The sequence below is a fragment of the Stenotrophomonas sp. 1L-E-5-B-C3 genome (assembly GCF_057292075.1).
Genome location: NZ_JBXAWS010000002.1, coordinates 358,404 through 372,086 on the forward strand (window position 1 = coordinate 358,404; position 13,683 = coordinate 372,086).

General features: G+C 67.0%; 12 protein-coding genes. 5 read left to right on the forward strand and 7 right to left on the reverse strand.

Annotated features, from left to right (window positions below):
• Window positions 1–2 precede the first annotated feature (2 nt).
• The 4 genes from AC0Z6F_RS04385 to AC0Z6F_RS04400 all read right to left on the reverse strand — a co-directional run bounded on the left by AC0Z6F_RS04385 (window position 3) and on the right by AC0Z6F_RS04400 (window position 4,808).
• Window positions 3–560: a 1,2-dihydroxy-3-keto-5-methylthiopentene dioxygenase gene (locus tag AC0Z6F_RS04385; RefSeq protein WP_012510903.1), complete on the reverse strand. Its 558-nt coding sequence runs from the start codon at window positions 558–560 to the stop codon at window positions 3–5.
• An 87-nt stretch (window positions 561–647) separates the two neighbouring features.
• On the reverse strand, window positions 648–1,289 hold the full coding sequence (locus tag AC0Z6F_RS04390) for a methylthioribulose 1-phosphate dehydratase (protein WP_012510904.1): 642 nt from the start codon (window positions 1,287–1,289) through the stop codon (window positions 648–650).
• Window positions 1,290–1,822: 533 nt separating this feature from the next.
• Window positions 1,823–3,250 (reverse strand): amino acid permease, encoded by a 1,428-nt coding sequence (locus AC0Z6F_RS04395; protein WP_100434551.1) that lies wholly within the window; start codon window positions 3,248–3,250, stop codon window positions 1,823–1,825.
• Window positions 3,251–3,332: 82 nt separating this feature from the next.
• Window positions 3,333–4,808: an amino acid permease gene (locus AC0Z6F_RS04400; RefSeq protein WP_006363814.1), complete on the reverse strand. Its 1,476-nt coding sequence runs from the start codon at window positions 4,806–4,808 to the stop codon at window positions 3,333–3,335.
• A 133-nt stretch (window positions 4,809–4,941) separates the two neighbouring features.
• Between AC0Z6F_RS04400 and AC0Z6F_RS04405 the strand changes: the two genes are divergently transcribed.
• Window positions 4,942–5,556, forward strand: coding sequence for an NUDIX hydrolase (locus AC0Z6F_RS04405; RefSeq protein WP_485616600.1), 615 nt, complete (start codon window positions 4,942–4,944; stop codon window positions 5,554–5,556).
• A 79-nt stretch (window positions 5,557–5,635) separates the two neighbouring features.
• Here AC0Z6F_RS04405 and serA read toward each other — a convergent pair whose 3' ends face one another.
• Complete coding sequence (gene serA / locus AC0Z6F_RS04410; RefSeq protein WP_065723184.1) at window positions 5,636–6,877, reverse strand: phosphoglycerate dehydrogenase; 1,242 nt, start codon at window positions 6,875–6,877, stop codon at window positions 5,636–5,638.
• A gap of 169 nt (window positions 6,878–7,046) precedes the next feature.
• Here serA and AC0Z6F_RS04415 point away from each other — a divergent pair, with 169 nt between their 5' ends.
• The 3 genes from AC0Z6F_RS04415 (at window position 7,047) to AC0Z6F_RS04425 (ending at window position 10,634) form a co-directional block, all read left to right on the forward strand.
• On the forward strand, window positions 7,047–8,435 hold the full coding sequence (locus AC0Z6F_RS04415; RefSeq protein WP_485616599.1) for an FAD-binding oxidoreductase: 1,389 nt from the start codon (window positions 7,047–7,049) through the stop codon (window positions 8,433–8,435).
• A 62-nt stretch (window positions 8,436–8,497) separates the two neighbouring features.
• Window positions 8,498–8,797 carry a DUF2388 domain-containing protein gene (locus tag AC0Z6F_RS04420; RefSeq protein WP_046983720.1) on the forward strand — a complete coding sequence of 100 codons (300 nt, stop codon included), beginning with the start codon at window positions 8,498–8,500 and terminating at the stop codon, window positions 8,795–8,797.
• Between the two features lie 10 nt (window positions 8,798–8,807).
• A complete protein-coding gene (locus tag AC0Z6F_RS04425) occupies window positions 8,808–10,634 on the forward strand; it encodes a DUF7844 domain-containing protein (protein WP_485616598.1) in 1,827 nt (608 codons plus the stop codon).
• On the opposite strand, the gene AC0Z6F_RS04430 is transcribed toward AC0Z6F_RS04425, so the two are convergent.
• A complete protein-coding gene (locus tag AC0Z6F_RS04430) occupies window positions 10,612–11,688 on the reverse strand; it encodes an ATP-binding protein (protein ID WP_006363825.1) in 1,077 nt (358 codons plus the stop codon). The two genes, AC0Z6F_RS04425 and AC0Z6F_RS04430, sit on opposite strands and share 23 nt — an antisense overlap.
• Entirely contained in the window at window positions 11,688–12,404 is a 717-nt protein-coding gene (locus tag AC0Z6F_RS04435) for a response regulator (protein WP_020424480.1), read from the reverse strand. Before AC0Z6F_RS04435 ends, AC0Z6F_RS04430 begins: the two co-directional genes overlap by 1 nt.
• Before the next feature lie 129 nt (window positions 12,405–12,533).
• On the opposite strand from AC0Z6F_RS04435, the gene AC0Z6F_RS04440 reads away from it, so the two are divergent.
• Window positions 12,534–13,682: an efflux RND transporter periplasmic adaptor subunit gene (locus tag AC0Z6F_RS04440; protein WP_485616597.1), complete on the forward strand. Its 1,149-nt coding sequence runs from the start codon at window positions 12,534–12,536 to the stop codon at window positions 13,680–13,682.
• Window position 13,683: the final 1 nt, after the last annotated feature.

Consider the following 13,683-nt stretch of genomic DNA (forward strand, 5'->3'; position numbering starts at 1 on the left):
GATCAGGACGCCTGGGTAGGTACGTAACGGGGGAACTTCTGCGCGATGTCGGTGCCGGTGAAGTGGCCGACCCAGCCGTCCGGCTCGGTGAAGAAGCGGATCGCCACGAAGCTGGGCTCATCGCCCATGTCGAACCAGTGGGTGGTGCCGTCGGGCACGGCGATCAGGTCGTCCTTCACGCACTCGATCTCATAGACCTTGTCACCCACGTGCAGCGTGAACAGGCCGGAGCCTGCGACGAAGAAGCGCACCTCGTCTTCCTTGTGGAAGTGTTCGTCGAGGAACTTCCTGCGCAGCTCGGCGCGGTTCGGGTTGTCCGGGGCGATCGAGGCCACGTCCACGCTCTTGAAGCCGCGCTCGGCCACCAGGCGGTCGATGTCGGCGCGGTAAGCGGCGAACACTTCCTCCTGGCTGGCGCCCGGCGCGACCGGCGCGGTGGCCTGCCAGCGCTCGAAGGTGACGCCGATCTTCTGCAGCTCGGCAGCGATGATCGCGCCGTCCTGGGTGTCCAGCAGCGGCGATTCGGGGCGGGTGTCGTCGTAGATGCGCAGTCGGCTCATGGCGGCAGCTTGAACGTCTCGGGGGGAAGACAGGGTAGCAGGGTGGGGGCAGGGTGCAGATTCCAGATGGGAATCTGCACCCCTCGATCAGCCGCGCAGCTTGCGCAGTTCCAGCTCGCAGTGGAGCAGGAACTCGAAGGCTTCCAGGTGGCGGCGCGCGTCGGCCATGTCGCGGCCCCAGGCATACAGGCCGTGGCCATCGATCAGGTAGCCCCACAGGTTCTGACGGTCGAGCAGGTCATCGACCTGCTTCGAAAGCACGTTCATGTCCTGGGTGTTGGCGAACACCGGAATGTCGATGGCCATTTCATGGGTGCTGTTGCCGGCGAAGGCCTTCAGCAGCTCGTAGCCTTCGACCCGGATGTGGCCCTGCGGCGCGTACAGGCGCGAGGCAATGGTCTGCACCGGCGAGTGGGTGTGCAGCACGCAGCCGATCTCGGGGAAGCGACGGTACAACTGGGTGTGCAGCAGGGTCTCGGCAGACGGGCGCAGCGGGCGGCCGACGGCCTGGCCGTCGAAGTCCACCACCATGATGTCGTCCTCGATCAGCCGCCCCTTGTCCTTGCCGGACACGGTGATCGCGGCATGGCGGTCGTCCAGGCGGTGGGAGAAGTTGCTGCTGGTGGCCGGGGTCCAACCGGCCTGGGCCAGCTCGCGGACATTGTCGATCAGCAGCTGGGCCAGTTCGCTCAGGCGCGCGGTGTCGTACGGGAAGGTGGGGGCGTTCATGCGGGCGATTTTACTGGATTCGGCCAACGGCTGAGCCCCTCGTGGCTGGCGTCAGAAGCAGATTCCGTGGGTTGGCCGGTTGGGTGGGCTGCGCAGGGGACGCCGTGAACCCGTCCATGGGGGCTTGGCCGCGGCATCCATGCCGCGGACACCCCTGCGCAGCCCACCCAGCCGGCCACGGACAGGTTCCGTGCGCGCCAGCCACGGAGTGAAGAAGGAAAAGCGAAAAGCGGGTCGCGGCGCTGCGCTTGCTCGGAGCCGAGCATGGCTCGGCTCTACAGGGAATTCATCTCCCAGACGCAATTCATCCACGCATGGCGTGGATTTACCGGACGCGCAGGGAGAGTGTCAGGGGGGGGGAGGCATGGGTTCGCGGGGGTGTCCGCGGCATGGATGCCGCGGCCAAGCCTCCAGGGATGGATTCACGGCGTCCCCCGCGAACCCATGCCTCCCCGCCAAACCCTCAACCCAGCTGTTGCCGTTGCTCCGGCTCCAGCGGGTGCAGGGCCGCAGGCCCTGCAATACAAAAAAACCTACTGACCCCGCAGGCGGCTGTGTCTGAAGCCGTAGCAGAAATAGATCACGAAGCCGACGAATGTCCACACGCCCATCAGCATCCAGTTGTGCATCGTCATCGCCGACAGCAGGGCAAGGCAACTCAGCACGCCCAGGCTGCAGATCAGCCATGCCATCGGCATGCGGAACGGACGCGGCAGGTCCGGCTGGGTGCGGCGCAGGATCAGCACGCCCGCGCACACCGCCGCGAACGCGATCAGCGTGCCCATCGAGGTCAGTTCACCGAGGATGTCCAGCGGGAACAGCGCCGCCAGCAGGGCGATGCCGATGCCGGTGATCACGGTGTTGATGTGCGGGGTGCGGTACTTCGGGTGGATCTTGGTGAACACCGGCGGCAGCAGGCCGTCGCGGCCCATGATCATGAAGATGCGCGGCTGGCCGATGATCATCACCAGCACCACCGAGGACAGGCCCACCAGGGCGCCTACCTCGACCACCCAGCGCAACCAGCCCAGCTGCGGATGCGCGGCCACCGCGGTCACCACCGGTTCGTCGGTGCCGAGCAGCTGGTAAGGCACCAGGCCGGTCATCACCGCCGCCATCGCGATGTACAGCACGGTGCAGATCACCAGCGACAGCATCATGCCGAACGGCATGTCGCGCTGCGGGTTCTTCGATTCCTGCGCCGCCACCGACACCGCCTCGAAACCGATGTAGGCGAAGAACACCATCGCCGCGCCGCGCAGCACGCCTTCCATGCCGTACTTGCCGGGGCCTTCGTTGGCCGGAATGAACGGGGTCCAGTTGCTGGTGTCCACGTACTTCCAGCCCACCACGATGACCAGCACGATCAGGCCGGTCTTGAGCACGACCATTGCCATGTTCATCGCCGAGGACTTGCTGATGCCGACGTAGCACAGCCAGGTCAGCAGCAGCACCAGTGCGGCGGCGGGCAGGTTGGCGATCGCACCGGTCGGGCGCAGCTGCGCGTCGAGTGGCGCGCTGACCAGCGCCGCCGGTAGATGGATGTCGAACTGGCTGAGCAGGCTGAGGAAATAGCCGGTCCAGCTGACAGCTACCGCCGAGGCCGAGACACCATATTCGAGCACCAGCATCCAGCCGATGAACCAGGCCGAGAGCTCGCCGAAGGTGGCGTAGGTATAGGTGTAGGCGCTGCCGGAGACCGGCACCATCGAGGCAAACTCGGCATAGGCCAGCGCGCAGAAGGCGCAGCAGATCGCGGCCAGCACGAAGGACAGCATGATGGCCGGGCCGGCGTGGTTGGCGGCGGCCTGGCCGGTGATGACGAAGATGCCGCCGCCGATCACCGCGCCGATGCCGAGGGCGGTCAGGCCCCAGGGGCCGAGGTGGCGGCGCAGGCTCAGGCCGTTGGCGTCTTCATGGGCGGCATGCGGGTGCTTGGTGGCCCACAGTTGCTTGAACATGTGTGGTGGTCTTGTCGAAGCGCGCCGCAATGGGCGCGCGGGGAAAACGGACGGGCCGGCGCAAGGCCGGCCCGTAGGCGGATCAGGAGGACTTGGCCAGCTTGCTGTTGCGGATGCCGTAGCCCAGGTAGATCAGCAGGCCGAGCAGGGTCCAGCCAACGAACAGGTGCCAATGCACCACGAACGCCTGCCAGAACAGGAACAGGCAGGTGGCCGCGCCGAGCGGGCAGATGATCCACACCGCCGGCACGCGGAACGGGCGGTGCAGGTCCGGCTTGGAATAGCGCAGTACCAGCACGCCGATGCAGACCGTGGCGAAGGCCAGCAGGGTACCCATCGACACCAGTTCGCCCAGCACGTTCAGCGGCACCAGGCCGGCCAGTGCGGCGGCGATCACGCCGACCACGATGGTGGCGACGTACGGGGTGCGGAAGCGGGCATGGACCTTGCCGAAGAACTTCGGCAGCAGGCCGTCGCGGGAGATGGTGTAGGCGATGCGAGTCTGGCCCATCATCATCACCAGGACCACCGAGGACAGGCCGGCGATGGCGCCGATCTCGACCAGCGTCTTCAGCCAGGCCAGGGTCGGGTAGGGCTCCAGCGCGGTGGCTACCGGCTTGTCGGTGCCCAGCAGGTGGTACGGCATCATGCCGGTCAGCACCGCGCAGACGATGATGTAGACAATGGTGCACACCGCCAGCGAGCCGAGCAGGCCGATCGGCATGTTGCGCTGCGGGTCCTTGGTTTCGCCGGCGGCGGTGGAGACCGCGTCGAAGCCGATGTAGGCGAAGAACACGATGGTGGCCGCACGGAACACGCCGCTCCAGCCGAACTCACCCGCCACGCCGGTGTTTTCCGGGATGAACGGTTGCCAGTTGGCCGGATCGATGTGGGCCGCGCCGATGCCGATGAACAGGCAGATGACGGTGACCTTGATCGCCACGATGATCGCGTTGACGAAGGCCGACTGGGTCACGCCCACGTACAGCAGGCCGGACACCGCCGCGACGATCAGCACCGCCGGCAGGTTGAACAGCTTGCCCGAGGCGATGAACTCGCTGCCGGTCCAGGCAATGGGAGCTGCGCTGAGCGCATCCGGGAACGGCATGTGCAGGGTGGTGGTGATGAAGCTGATCAGGTACGCCGACCAGCCCACCGCGACCGAGGCCGAGGCGAACAGGTACTCCAGCACCAGGCACCAGCCGATGAACCAGGCCATGCCTTCGCCGAGGGTGGCGTAGGAATAGGAGTAGGCACTGCCGGAGACCGGCATCATCGCTGCGAACTCGGCGTAGCACAGGCCCGCCAGGGCGCACGCGAAACCGGCGATGACGAACGACAGCATCACTGCCGGGCCAGCGTGGTTGGCTGCGGCCTGGCCGGTCAGCACGAAGATGCCTGCGCCGATCACCGCACCCACGCCAAGCAGGATGAGGTGTTTAGCCGTGAGGGTCCGTTTCAACGTGGCTTCGCCGTCCAGGCTGCCTTCGATGGGTTCGCCAGCATCGACGTGCCCGGCCGGTTCAACCGGCTTGACCCTCAACAGAGCTTTCAGCATGCAGTACTTCCTAGTGATCGGATTGGGTGGGCCGCCGATACGTTGCCGGCAACCCTGGAATGGTGAAGGCCGCGCGAACGGCCCGCTGTACCTTAGCCAAAGCTGAAGCCAACGCACAAGCGCAATCGCAACAATGAACGGCGATAATGAGCAGTATTTTTCCAAACGCCGCCCATTCATGAGCCAGACCGCCGAAACCCTTGCCGTGCTTGACGATCGCCTGCGTGGCCTGCTGCAGGACTATGCCCGGCGCGAGCCCGCCCACGACGCACTGGCTGCCGAATTCGGCACATTGTTGGACGATCCAGAAGATCCGTTCCGCCGTGAGCGCCTGGCCGGCCACTTCACCGCCAGCTGCTGGCTGGTCAGTGCCGATGGCCAGCGCCTGCTGCTGACCCACCACCGCAAGCTGCAGCGCTGGCTGCAGCTGGGCGGGCACGCCGACGGCGACCGCGACCTGGCCCAGGTGGCGCTGAAGGAAGCCGAGGAGGAGTCGGGCCTGAGCGGCCTGGTGCTGGAAGACCCGGCCATCTTCGATCTGGACAAGCATTGGATTCCGGAGCGCAAAGACGTGCCGGGGCACTGGCACTACGACGTACGTTTCGTGATCCGTGCGCTGGGTGGCGAGGCCTTCGTGCTCAGCGAGGAGTCGCTGGATCTGGCCTGGCGGCCGGTGACCGAAGTCGCGGCCGATCCGGAATCGGACGAATCCATGCAGCGCATGGCGCGCCGGTGGTTGACGCGTTGAAGAAAAAGGGGACGGAGGGGATTAAGTCGTTTGCGGCACATGCGGCATAAACGACTTAATCCCCTCCGTCCCCTTTTTTTCAGTACAGAATGCGCGTGCGCAGCGTGCCCGGAATCGCGGCCAGCTCGTCGCGCACCGCAGCAGCCTGTTCCTCGCTGGCGGTGATGTCGATCACCACGTAGCCCACCTTCGGGTCGGTGCGCAGGAACTGGCCGTCGATGTTGACGTTGTGGCGCGAGAAGATCTCGTTGACCTTGGACAGCACGCCCGGCACGTTCTGGTGGATGTGCAGCAGGCGCAGGCTGTCGGCGTGCTCGGGCAGGGTCACTTCCGGGAAGTTGACCGCCGACAGGGTGCTGCCGTTGTCGCTATAGCGCACCAGCTTGGCCGCTACTTCAATGCCGATGTTGTCCTGCGCTTCCAGCGTGCTGCCGCCCACGTGCGGGGTCAGGATCACGTTGTCGTGGCGGGTCAGGGGCGATTCGAAGATATCGCCGTTGCCCTTCGGCTCGACCGGGAACACGTCCAGCGCGGCGCCGCCGAGGTGGCCGCTGGCCAGCGCTGCATCCAGTGCATCAATGTCGACCACGGTGCCGCGCGCGGCATTGATCAGGTGCGCGCCCTTGCGCATCTTCGCCAGCTCGGTGCTGCCGATCATCCACTGCGTGGACGGGGTCTCCGGCACGTGCAGGGTGACGATGTCGGCGCGCGCCAGCAGGTCGTCCAGGCTGGCCGCTGCACGGGCATTGCCCAGTGCCAGCTTGGTTTCCACATCGTGGAAGATCACCTGCATGCCCAGCGATTCGGCCAGCACGCCGACCTGGGTGCCGATGTGGCCGTAACCGATGATGCCCAGCGTCTTGCCGCGCACCTCATGGCTGCCGCTGGCCGACTTCGACCAGCCGCCGCGATGGCATTCGGCGTTCTTCTGCGGGATGCCGCGGGTCAGCATGATCGCCTCGGCGATCACCAGCTCGGCCACGCTGCGGGTATTGGAGTAGGGCGCGTTGAACACCGGGATGCCGGCCAGCTCGGCCGCGTCCAGGTCGACCTGGTTGGTGCCGATGCAGAAGCAGCCCACCGCGATCAGGCGCTTGGCCTCGGCCAGCACTTCGGCACTGAGCTGGGTGCGCGAACGGATGCCGACGATATGCGCCTCGGCGATACGCGCCTTCAGTTCATCCTCGGGCAGCGCCTTGGTGTGCGCTTCGATCTGGCTGTAGCCGGCGGCGCTGAACACCTCCACGGCGGTCTGGCTGACCCCCTCCAGCAACAGCACGCGGATATCCTGCTTCGGGAACGAGGTCTTCTTCGGCGACATGGGGCAACACGGCCAGTGGGACAGGGGCTGACCACTATGCCAGATCGTGCCGCCCATGGTGCAGTGCGCAATTGGTTGCATCCGTAGCTATCTGCGCGGCTGCGGGGCTGGACGCTGGCGCGCGCCGCTGGCACGCTTGCCCGTTCTTCACGCACCGCGCTGGACCGTCATGACCGATTCCCGCATTGCCTCGCTGCAGCAGGCCTGTCCCGGCCTGAAGCTGAAGACCGACCCGGCCGACCTGGAGCATTACGGGCGCGACTGGACCCGGCGCTGGACGCCGGCGCCGCTGGCGATCGCGCTGCCGGCCACGGTCGAGGAAGTACAGGCGGTGATGCGCTGGAGCGCAGGCGAGGGCGTGGCGGTGGTGCCGTCGGGCGGCCGCACCGGCCTCTCGGGTGGCGCGGTGGCCGCCAACGGCGAGCTGGTGCTCAGCCTGGAACGGATGAACAAGGCGCTGGCCTACGACGCGGTCGATCGCACCCTGGTGGTGCAGGCCGGCATGCCGCTGGAAGCCGTGCACAACGCCGCGCTGGACCACGGCCTGATCTACCCGGTGGATTTCGCCGCGCGCGGCTCGTGCACGATCGGGGGCAACATCGCCACCAATGCCGGTGGCATCCGCGTGATCCGCTACGGCAACACCCGCGAGTGGATCGCCGGGCTGAAAGTGGTTACTGCCATCGGCGAGCTGCTTGAACTCAACAAGGGCCTGATCAAGAACTCCAGCGGCTACGACTTCCGCCAGCTGCTGATCGGCTCGGAAGGTACGCTGGGCGTGATCGTCGAGGCGACGGTGAAACTGACCGACCCGCCGCCGGCCAGCAACGTGATGCTGTTGGCACTGCCCAGCTTCGACGTGCTGATGCAGGTATTTGCCGCGTTCCGCGCGCGCCTGCAGCTGCAGGCCTTCGAGTTCTTCACCGACCGGGCACTGGAGCACGTGCTGGCACATGGCGCACAGGCGCCGTTCGACGAAGTGCACCCGTATTACGTGGTGACCGAGTTCGCGGCCGGCGACGAGGCTCAGGAAGCGGCGGCGATGGCGGCCTTCGAGGACTGCATGGGTAATGGCTGGGTCAGCGACGGCGTGATCAGTGCCAGCGACGCCCAGGCCGCGCAGCTGTGGCGCCTGCGCGAGGGCATCACCGAATCGCTGGCGCGCTACAAACCCTACAAGAACGACGTTTCAGTGCGGATCTCGGCGATGCCGGCGTTCCTGGCCGAGACCCAGGCGCTGATCGGGCAGGCCTATCCGCATTTCGACGTGGTCTGGTTCGGCCATATCGGTGACGGCAATCTGCACATCAATGTGCTCAAACCCGACGACACCAGTGACGCTGATTTCGTGGCGCAATGCGAGCACGTAACCAAGCTGCTGGCACAGGTGCTGGCCCGCTTCGATGGCAGCATCTCGGCCGAGCACGGTATCGGTCTGGTCAAGAAGGGCTACCTGGACAGCACCCGCGGCCCGGCTGAGATCGCGCTGATGAAGGCGGTCAAACGCGCGTTCGATCCCCAAGCGCGGCTGAATCCCGGCAAGCTGTTCGACCTCTGAGTCGGGCAAATCCTTCACGTACCCGTTACGCTCCACGCATTCTCACAACCGGCTTCGAACCGATGACCCGTCCGCTTCTGCTGCTTGCCCTGCTGTCCCTGCCGCTGGCCGGCTTCGCTTCCAGCTTCGCTGGCACTTCGGCCGGCTCGGCCACCGGTGCGTCCTCCGGTTCGTCGGGCAGCAGCTCGGGCGATGACAAGGTGGTACTGGCTGCGCGCGACGATGCGGCTGCGTTCGTCGCCAGCGACGGCCAGATCCGTGGCGCCCGCCTGCAGGCGGCGCTGGTCCACCTGCGCGAGCAGAGCACCGCCGCACAGCAGCAGAGCGACCTGGAACTGGCCCGCACCCTGCTGGCGCGTTGATCCGGGCCGCATGACACCCGTGCTGAATGCCGCCGGGCATCGCCCGGCGCCACCGAAACGCGGGTGGCTTGTCGCATTGGCGTGGCTGGGCATTCCCGCGGCATATGCCGCTGACCGCCTGCAGCTGGACCCTGCCGGTCTCGACCCGGCGCAGCAGCAGCTCGCCCTCCAGACCCTGGCCGACGTGCAGTCGCTGTTGCCGCAAGGCCTGCTGCACGCCTTGCCTGCGCAGGTACGGGTGGCCTGGCGCGATGACCTGCCGGATGACGTGCACGGCCGAACCTTCGCCGGTCACATCGCGCTGCGTCGCGAGTTGCTGGATGACGGCATGCCCGGCGCCCGCCGTGCGCGCCGCAGTGCGCTGGTACACGAACTGACCCATATTGCCGACCGTAGTGGCGCGAACTGGTCGCGCACTGCGCGTTGGCGGGATCTGGCGGGGTGGCAGCGCAAGCCGTGGCACCTCGGCCGTGGCGACAACGACTTCCGTGACCGTAGTCCGGATGCCTATGAACTGAAGAGTCCGGCCGAGTATCTGGCGGTGAACGCCGAGCATTTCGTGCTCGACAGTGAGTTTGCCTGCCGGCGATCGGCACTGGCGCAGTGGTACCAGATGCATTTTGGAACGCCGCCTTCGCTGCCTCAGCCGCACTGCGCGACGAGTCTGCCGTTGCTGCAGGCAGAATCGGAAGAGGGCGCTGCATCGCTGCTGCAACTTGACCCGGCGCGCGTCTACGCGGTGGATTACCTGTTTGCCGAAGGCAGTGCCCAGCCGATGAGCCGCTGGGGCCACAGCATGCTGCGGTTGGTGATCTGCCGGCCTGGCCGTGCGCCGGGGCCAGACTGTCGACTGGACCTGGAGTACCACCGGGTGCTGTCGTTCCGTGCGTTCGTCGGTGACGTGCAGATTTCCAACTGGCGTGGGCTGACCGGTGGCTATCCGTCGCGCTTGTTCGTGCTGCCGCTGCAGCAGGTGGTGGACGAATACACCAAGGTTGAGCTGCGCGGCTTGCAGTCGTTGCCGTTGCGGCTGCAACGCGACGAGATCGCCAGCCTGCTCGAGCGCACCGCTCAGGTGCACTGGAGCTACGACGGGCGCTACTACTTCGTCAGCAACAACTGCGCGGTGGAAACCGCAAAGCTGCTGCAGGCCGGCGTGCCGAGGTTGGGCGAGGCCGGCCTGGCCCAGCTCAGCCCGCGTGGGTTGAAGCGGCGGCTGTCGCGGCTGCAGATACTGGATGGGCAGGTGCTGGCTGATCGCGATTCAGCAAAGGCGCAGGGTTACTACTTCGCCTCGGCGCGTGATCACTACCAGCAGTTGTTCGGCGTGGCGGCAGCCCAGCTGGCATTGCCCGCACGCGATGTACGCGGCTGGTTGAAGCTGCCTGCACAGCAACGGGCACCGTGGTTGCTGAAGGGCGACCTGCGCGCCAGCGCCGGCCTGCTGCTGCTGGAACAGGCCGCACAGCGGCGTGCCGAGCTGCGCGCACGTGACGTGCTCAAGCGCCGGTTGCTGGCCGCGCCCGACAGCGCAGAAACCCGCAGCCTGCGTGGGCTGCTTGAGCAGAGCGGGCAATGGCTGCGCCCGGGCACCCTGCTGCGGGACGCTGGCTACGGGCTGCCGTTGGCCGACGAACAGGCGGTGCTGACCGAGGCCGTGTCCACCGCCAGCGCACAGGCAGTACCGGCGTGGCAGGCGCTGCGCGTGCAGCTGCGTCAGCGGCTGCCGGTGAAGCAACGCGATGAGATGGATGCGATCGATGCCAATCTGGCCGCACTGGGTTCACACCTGCGCACGCAGGCAGCCAGTCCGGCTATTGACGCGGCAGTTCGATGACGAAACGGCTGCCGCCGGCACTGCCCGGCGAGCAGTAGACGCGGCCGCCGTGCGCGTCTGCGATGGCCTTGACCACCGCCAGACCCAGTCCGCTGCCGCCGCCCTGGCGTGAGCGCGAGCCATCGGCGCGCATGAACGGGGTGAAGATATCGGCGTGCAAGGCCGGGTCGATGCCCGGGCCCTCGTCCTCGATCGCCACCTGCACATGGCCGGGCGTGTCGTGCACGGCAATCCGCACCTTGCCCGGGCTGGCGTAGCGGCGGGCATTCTCCAGCAATGCCAGCAATGCCTGGCGCAACCGGGTCGGATCGCAATGGGCGGTGTGCTCTTCGCGGCTGGTTTCCAGTTCCAGCACGAAGCCGGCGGCGCGGAACTGGGGGTCGACCAGGGTCATCACCGAATGCACCTCGGCCACCACATCGGTGCGCGCACGGCGTACATCCAGCCGTGCGTTGTCGGACAGGCTCAGCACGCGCAGATCTTCGATCAAGCGCGACAGGCCTTCGACCTGGGCAAGCAGGCTGCGGAACTGGGATTCGTCCGGCTGGAAGACTCCTTCGGCCAACCCTTGCAGGCGGCCGCGAAGGATCGTCACCGGTGTGCGCAGTTCATGGGCGATGGCCGCATGCCACATCGCACGCTCGCTCTCCACGTGCTGCAGCCGCCGCGCCATGGCGTTGAAGTCCTCGACCAGGGTCGCCACTTCGCCCGGTGAGTTCTCTTCGACGCTGGCGCGCGCACCCAGATCGCCGCCGGCCAGCGCGCGCACGCTGTCCACCAGCGAATTCAACGGTGACAGGATGCGGTGGGCGAGGCGGAACGAGGCGGCGATGGCCAGTGCCAGGCCGGTCAGGATCACGCCGACCATCCATGCCAGTTCAGGGCCGGTCGGCAGCCAGCTTTCCGGCTCCTCGGTAGTGCCGGGGAAAAATTCGACCAGCACTGCATACAGCAGCCACGACGACAGGATCATCATCACGATGACGCCGATCACCATCAGCGACATCGAGACGATGATGTGGCGGCTGAGCCCGGAGCGGCGCAGGCGGGCCATCAGCGGTCGGCCATCAACCGGTAGCCGACGCCACGCACGCTGGCCGGCACATTGACCATGCCCACTTCATCCAGCTTGCGGCGCAGCTTGCTGACATGGCTGTCGACCGTGCGCTCCAGTGCCTCGCTTTCCGGCAGGCATTCATGCATCAGTTCGCTGCGGCTGAAGATGCGGGTCGGCGCCAGCGCCATGCAGTGCAGCAGCTTGAACTCGGTGAGCGTGAGCAGCACTTCGTGGCTGTAGCCTTCGCCCTCCACGTGCACGGCATGGGTGGCCGAGTCGATCAGCAGCGGGCCCGCCCGCAGCGCGGTCGGGGCGTCCACGCGCGAGGCGCGCAACGTACGCCGCAGCACGGCGCGCACGCGCGCCGCCACTTCGGCCGGATTGAATGGTTTGACCACGTAGTCATCAGCGCCCATGCGCAGTGCGGTCAGCTTGTCCAGGTCCTGGTCCAGTGCGGTCAGCATGATCACCGGCGTCTCGCCGCGCTGGCGCAGCTGGGTCAGCACGCTCCAGCCATCCAGCCGCGGCAGCTGCACGTCGAGCAGGACCAGGTCGGGGCGGGCGCTGCGATGCAGGTCCAGTGCGCTGTGGCCGTCGGCGGCGCGCAGCGTACGCAGCCCTTCGCGTTCCAGATAGGCGGTAAGAATGTCGGCGATCTCGGCCTCATCCTCGACGATCAGGACGAGGGCGGCGAGGGCAGGGGCGGCATGCATGCAGGGGCGGGGCCTTAAGGTGCTTGCCTCCATCGTATCTCCACAGTTCCTCCATCGAAACCCCATCATCGCCACGCACACTGGGTTCTTCAGAACCTATCAGCCGCCCGCGCGGCATTGTGCACAGCAATGAGAACCTTCAGGACTCCGGTCGCGTTGATCGCGGCCCTCGCCTTGGCCATGACGGCCTGCTCCACCCCCGAAGCTGCGCCCGAAGCCGCACCCCGCGTGAGCGTGGTTACCGTCGGCCCGCAGGTGGTGCAGCGTGACGACGAACTGCCTGGCCGCGTGGCCGCCGTTCGCACCGCGCAGATCCGAGCGCAGGTGGGTGGCATCGTGCAGCGCCGCCTGTTTGACCAGGGCGCGGAAGTAGACGCCGGGCAGGCCCTGTTCCAGATCGATCCGGCGGCCTTTCGTGCCGATGTCGATTCGGCACTGGCCGCGCTGCAGCGCAGTGAGGCTGCCCTGGGCCGCAGTCGCGTGCAATCGCAGCGCCTGCATGCACTGGCCGCGGCACAGGCCGTCAGCCAGCAGCACCGCGACGATGCCAGTGCCGAGTACGAACAAGCCCGTGCCGCGGTGAATGAAGCGCGCGCGATCCTGGCGCGTCGCCAGCTCGACCTGCGCTATGCCACGGTCAGCGCGCCGATTGCCGGCCGCATCGATCAGGCGCTGGTGACAGAAGGCGCGCTGGTCGGCGTGGCCGATACCGAGCCGATGGCGGTGGTACAGCAGATCGACCAGGTCTACGTCGATGTGCGCCAGCCGGCGGCCCAGCTGGAATCGCTGCAGCGCAGTGCTGCCGGTGGTGGCGAGCTGCCGGTGACGATCATCGGTGCCGCCGGCAAGCCGCTGTCCGAGCGTGGCCAGATGCTGTTCTCCGGCATCAACGTCGATGCGCGTACCGGTGATGTGATCCTCCGCATCCTGGTCGACAACCCGCAGCGCCAGCTGCTACCCGGCATGTATGTGCGCGCGAAAGTGCCGCGGGGTGCGCCGGCCAGTGCGCTGACCGTGCCGCAGCAGGCCGTGCTGCGCAGCGCCGGTGGCCAGGCCTATGCCTGGGTGATCGGTGGCGATGGCAAGGCGGTGATCCGCACGCTGGAGGTCGACGGCAGCGTTGATCGCCAGTGGCTGGTGCGCACCGGTCTGAAGGCGGGCGAAAAGGTGGTGGTCGAGGGCCAGGAACGCCTGCAGGAAGGCGTGGTGGTCGATGCGCGCGATTGGCAGATGCCGGTCGCCAGCGCCGGCGCGGTGCAGGCCGGCAGCAAGGGCTGAG

Excerpts from the sequence above, each read along its gene's own strand:
- AC0Z6F_RS04440 (WP_485616597.1), top strand. The coding sequence starts at position 12,534 with ATGAGAACCTTCAGGACTCCGGTCGCGTTGATCGCGGCCCTCGCCTTG.
- serA (WP_065723184.1), bottom strand. The coding sequence starts at position 6,877 with ATGTCGCCGAAGAAGACCTCGTTCCCGAAGCAGGATATCCGCGTGCTG.
- AC0Z6F_RS04405 (WP_485616600.1), top strand. The coding sequence starts at position 4,942 with ATGAACGGCGATAATGAGCAGTATTTTTCCAAACGCCGCCCATTCATG.
- AC0Z6F_RS04430 (WP_006363825.1), bottom strand. The coding sequence starts at position 11,688 with ATGGCCCGCCTGCGCCGCTCCGGGCTCAGCCGCCACATCATCGTCTCG.
- AC0Z6F_RS04435 (WP_020424480.1), bottom strand. The coding sequence starts at position 12,404 with ATGCATGCCGCCCCTGCCCTCGCCGCCCTCGTCCTGATCGTCGAGGAT.
- AC0Z6F_RS04385 (WP_012510903.1), bottom strand. The coding sequence starts at position 560 with ATGAGCCGACTGCGCATCTACGACGACACCCGCCCCGAATCGCCGCTG.
- AC0Z6F_RS04420 (WP_046983720.1), top strand. The coding sequence starts at position 8,498 with ATGACCCGTCCGCTTCTGCTGCTTGCCCTGCTGTCCCTGCCGCTGGCC.
- AC0Z6F_RS04400 (WP_006363814.1), bottom strand. The coding sequence starts at position 4,808 with ATGCTGAAAGCTCTGTTGAGGGTCAAGCCGGTTGAACCGGCCGGGCAC.
- AC0Z6F_RS04425 (WP_485616598.1), top strand. The coding sequence starts at position 8,808 with ATGACACCCGTGCTGAATGCCGCCGGGCATCGCCCGGCGCCACCGAAA.
- AC0Z6F_RS04415 (WP_485616599.1), top strand. The coding sequence starts at position 7,047 with ATGACCGATTCCCGCATTGCCTCGCTGCAGCAGGCCTGTCCCGGCCTG.
- AC0Z6F_RS04390 (WP_012510904.1), bottom strand. The coding sequence starts at position 1,289 with ATGAACGCCCCCACCTTCCCGTACGACACCGCGCGCCTGAGCGAACTG.
- AC0Z6F_RS04395 (WP_100434551.1), bottom strand. The coding sequence starts at position 3,250 with ATGTTCAAGCAACTGTGGGCCACCAAGCACCCGCATGCCGCCCATGAA.